This is a genomic window from Mesorhizobium sp. M0293, assembly GCF_040321735.1.
GTDB lineage: Bacteria > Pseudomonadota > Alphaproteobacteria > Rhizobiales > Rhizobiaceae > Mesorhizobium.
In genome coordinates, this window is the sequence record NZ_JAMYSA010000222.1 from 1 (window position 1) to 4,318 (window position 4,318).

Annotated in this window: 4 protein-coding genes and 1 pseudogene; 4 read left to right on the plus strand and 1 reads right to left on the minus strand. The window is 66.9% G+C overall.

Translation table 11 applies throughout. The features are described 5' to 3' along the window. Both NKJ06_RS34665 and NKJ06_RS34670 read left to right on the plus strand, forming a co-directional pair. The coding region (locus tag NKJ06_RS34665) for an ATP-binding cassette domain-containing protein (protein WP_352812418.1) at positions 1 to 635 on the plus strand (635 nt) is incomplete at its 5' end. Further along, entirely contained in the window at positions 632 to 1,942 is a 1,311-nt protein-coding gene (locus NKJ06_RS34670; protein ID WP_352628686.1) for an HlyD family type I secretion periplasmic adaptor subunit, read from the plus strand. The genes NKJ06_RS34665 and NKJ06_RS34670, both read left to right, overlap by 4 nt. A gap of 37 nt (positions 1,943 to 1,979) precedes the next feature. Here the strand turns inward: NKJ06_RS34670 and NKJ06_RS34675 are convergent, their stop codons facing one another. Beyond that, on the minus strand, positions 1,980 to 2,873 hold the full coding sequence (locus NKJ06_RS34675) for a LysR family transcriptional regulator (protein WP_352628684.1): 894 nt from the start codon (positions 2,871 to 2,873) through the stop codon (positions 1,980 to 1,982). 103 nt (positions 2,874 to 2,976) lie between these two features. Between NKJ06_RS34675 and NKJ06_RS34680 the strand changes: the two genes are divergently transcribed. Further along, on the plus strand, positions 2,977 to 3,717 hold the full coding sequence (locus NKJ06_RS34680; protein ID WP_352628682.1) for an SDR family oxidoreductase: 741 nt from the start codon (positions 2,977 to 2,979) through the stop codon (positions 3,715 to 3,717). Positions 3,718 to 3,786: 69 nt separating this feature from the next. After that, positions 3,787 to 3,996 (plus strand): annotated as a pseudogene (locus NKJ06_RS34685) (tautomerase family protein); the annotation flags it as partial. Positions 3,997 to 4,318 lie beyond the last annotated feature (322 nt).

Here is a 4,318-nt window from a genome sequence, read left to right on the forward strand (position 1 = left end):
GGCCGTGGCCCCCCCCCCCCCGCCCGGGCCGGGGGTCACGCGGCCTACGTGTACCTGTGTCGGCCGTTGTACCCCGCCGCCTCGGCGGGCAACATGCACAGGACGTCGAGCTGTTTGCCGGCTCGATCGCCGAGAACATCGCGCGTTTCGAGCCCGATGCCGATCCCGCCTTGATCATTGCCGCCGCCAAGGCGGCCGGCGCGCATGATCTCATCGTCGGTTTCCGCGACGGCTACGAGACGCAGATCGGCGAACTCGGCGAGGCCGTCTCGGCCGGCCAGCGCCAGCGCATCGCGCTGGCCCGCGCGCTTTATCGCGATCCTTTCCTGGTGGTGCTCGACGAACCGAATTCCAACCTTGACGCCGAAGGCGAACAGGCGCTGTTCCAGGCGATTGTTTCGGTGCGGCAGCGTGGCGGCATCGTCGCGCTCGTGGCGCACCGACCAAGCGCGCTCGGCACGGTCGACTTCATCCTCGCCATGAACCAGGGCCGCGTCCAGGCGTTCGGCCTCAAGGAAGACGTCCTCAACAAGCTGTTTCCGCGGCCGCAACCGGCGGTGGCCGCCGTGCCGCACCTCAGGCTCGCCACCGAGGAGCCGGCGCCGCGGCCTGGCGTGGCCGCGGCTGGTGAATGAGGGGAGGAACGATGCCCAACTCCTCCCACCAATCTATTCGACGCTACATGCGTTTTGGCCTCATTGCGGTCGCGCTGCTGGTTGGCGGCGTCGGCGGCTGGGCCTCGCTGACCCGAATCTCGGGAGCGGTCATCGCGTCGGGGGTTCTCGTCGTCGATTCCCACGTCAAGGACGTGCAGCATTCGACCGGCGGCATCGTCGGCGAGATCGCCGCGCGGGACGGCGACCGCGTCAAGCACGGTGCGCTGCTTGTGCGCCTCGACCCGACCATGCCGGCGGCCAATCTGGCCGTCGTCACCAAGGCCCTCGACCAGCTGTCGGCGCGTGAGGCGCGACTCGAGGCCGAACGCCAGGGCGCCGACGCCATCGCCTTTCCGCAGGACCTTCTCGATCGCCGCGGCGATCCGGCGATCGCCGAGGTCATCGCCGGCGAGGAACAGGTTTTCGGGACGCGGCGGGCGGCTCGTTCCGGTCAAAAGAGCCAGTTGCAGGAGCGCATCCTCCAGCTGCAGAAAGAGATCGGCGGCGACACCGCCCAGGCCGATGCCAAGACGCAGGAAATCGCGCTTGTCGAGGAGGAATTGGCCAGCATACGCGCGCTATGGAAAAAGCGGCTGATCTCCATCGACCGCCTGACCGCCATGGAGCGCGAGTCGGCGCGGCTCGACGGCGAGCGCGGCCAGTTGACGGCCGCCCTGGCGCAGGCCCAGGGCAAGATCGCCGAGATCAATTTGCAGATCATTCAGATCGACCTCGAGCTCAGCACCGACGTCAACAAGGATTTGCGCGAGATCGACGGCAAGGTCGGCGAACTGACGGAGCGCAAGATCGCCGCCGAGGACCAGCTCAGGCGCATCGACATTCGCGCGCCGCAGGACGGCGTCGTGCAGCAGTCCATCGCCCATACGATTGGCGGCGTCATCACGCCTGGTCAGACGATCATGCAGATCGTGCCCGACAGCGACAGCCTGACTGTCGAGGCCAAGATCGCGCCGAGCGACATCGACCAGCTCTGGATCGGCCAGCCGGCGGCGCTGCGCTTCTCGGCCTTCAACCAGCGCACCACGCCGCAAATCAACGGCACGGTCGAACGGACCTCGCCGGATACGACCACCGACCAGCGCACCGGCATCAGCTACTACACTGTCCGCATCGCGACCACGAGCTCCGAGGTGGCGCGCCTCGGCGAGGTCAAGCTGGTTCCGGGCATGCCGGTCGAATCCTTCATCAAGACCGAGGACCGAACCGTGATCTCCTACCTCGTCAAGCCGCTGCAGGACCAGATCAGCCGCGCCTTCAGGGAATGAGAAGACGCTCGGCAACGCCAACCCTTTGATCTTACCCCTACAGATCAGCCTCGGCGAAGATGCGCGAGGCCCAGTCGAGGAAGACGCGAAGGCGTGGCGAGAGTTGCCTGTTCTGCGGGTAAAGCGCCGACAGCGGCGTCGGCGAAGGCGGGTAGTCGGCCAGCACCTCGACGAGCGTTCCGTCGGCGAGATCCTTCTCGAAGCGATAGCGCGGCGCCTGGATGAGGCCGAGGCCAAGCCGAGCCAGATCGGCGGCGGTGTCCGAATTGTTGGCCGCCACGCGGCCCGGCAGCCGAACCTCAAGGGTCTTGCCGCCGACGGTGAATTCGAACGGAAGGGTCTCTCCGGTGCGCGACGAGACGAAGCCCACCGCCTGGTGACCGTCGAGCGCATTGGGGGAGGCGGGCGTGCCGTGGCGTTCGAGATAGGCGGGACTGGCGCAGGTGATCTCGCGTATGACAGCCAGGCGCCGCATGATCATGCCGCTGTCGGGCGGCTCGCCGACGCGGATCACGCAATCCACCCCCTCGCGCACGAGATCGACCAGCCGGTCGCTCTGGCCGATCTGCAGGTCGATCCTGACATAGCGCGCAAGGAACTCCGGCAGGCGCGGCAACAGGAATGTGCGGGTGAGCAGCGTGCTGGCGTCGATGCGCAGCAGCCCGTAGGGCTCGGCGTTGCGGAAGGCGGCCTCGGCATCCTCGATCTCGGCCAGGATCGACAGGCAGCGCCGATGGTAGGCCTCGCCATCCTGCGTGGCGTTCACCTGCCGCGTCGTTCGCTCCAGCAGGCGTGCGCCGAGATGCTCTTCCAGCCGCCGGACCGCTTCCGTCGCGGTTGAACGCGGCAGGCCGAGATCGGCCGCGGCAGCGGTGAAGCTGCGCCGCTCCAGAACGCGAATGAAGAGCCGCATCGTGTCCAGCCGATCCATGGCTTTTGTTCGCAGTTTCCGAATAGTGATGTCAATAGGCGGGTGATTATCCGGAAGTTGGCGTGGCCTATGTCTGTGTCACCAACAACGCGGAGACACTTCCATGGCATCTGATCAACCCAGAACGGCGATCGTGACGGGCGCCTCCAAAGGCATCGGTGCCGCGATCGCGCAGCGGCTCGCCCGCGACGGCGTCGCCGTCGTCATCAACTATTCACGCGGCCGCGCGGAGGCTGAAGAGCTTGTCCGCACCATCGAGGCTGGCGGCGGCAAGGCGATCGCCGTGCAGGCCGATATCGCCGATCCGAACGGCATCGCAGCGCTGTTCGACGCCGGCGAGAAGGCGTTCGGCGGCATCGACATCCTCGTCAACAATGCCGGCATCATGAAGACGTCGCCGATCGCGCAGACCGACGATGCTTCGTTCGACACGCAGATCGCGATCAATCTCGGCGGCGTGTTTCGCGGCATGCGGGAAGGCGCGCGCCGGCTTCGCGACGGCGGCCGCATCGTCAATTTCTCAAGCAGCGTCGTCGGCCTCTACCAGCCGGCCTACGGCGTCTACGCCGCCACCAAGGCGGGCGTCGAGGCAATGACCCACATCCTGGCCAAGGAACTCGGCGCGCGTCGTGTCACGGTCAACGCGGTGGCGCCCGGACCGATCGAAACCGCCCTATTCACGGACGGCAAGAGCGAGGCGCAGATAGAGGCCATCGGCAAGACGATCCCGCTCGGCCGGCTTGGCCAGCCCGACGACATTGCCGGGCTGGTCTCGTTCCTGGCCGGGCCGGACAGCGGCTGGGTCAACGGGCAAATTATCCGCGCCAATGGCGGCGTGGTCTGAGGCGGCAATCAGCCGGCTTGGCTCTATCCACAGCTTGAATCCACCCTCGAAAGACCAAGGAAAACGATCATGCCATTCGCCAACTTCAAGATGCCGCAAGCGGCCCTTTCCAAGGCGCAGAAGGCAGACCTCATCCATCGAACCACCCAGATGTTCGTCGACTTTTTCGGCGAGGGCGTGCGCCCCTACACGATGGTGCTGGTGGAGGAGGTCGCCGACGGCGGCTATGGCCGGGCCGACGAAGTGTTCGTCGTGCCCGAAGCCTATCGCGCCAAGGAGCAGCGCGGGGCAAGCGACGGCTTCAATTCTCGCAAAACGGGGACGAGGAATCAGGTTCTTCAAGATCTGCGCCAGCACACCCCCACCCGGACCTTCGGTCCGACCTCCCCACAAGGGGGAGGTGGGGAGCCCAGCTTTTCCGCATCGTCCTAAGGCGCTGACCCACTGGCGTATACGCGCTTCCTCACCCTGCCCCTTGTGGGGAGGGTCGCTGCGAAGCAGCGGGGTGGGGTCGGCGCGGCGCCGCAGGGGGCGCCGCGGGCCCCCGCCGGGGGCGGCATAGGGTTTTGGGGTGACGAGACCAGGGGGCCGCCCGGGGGGG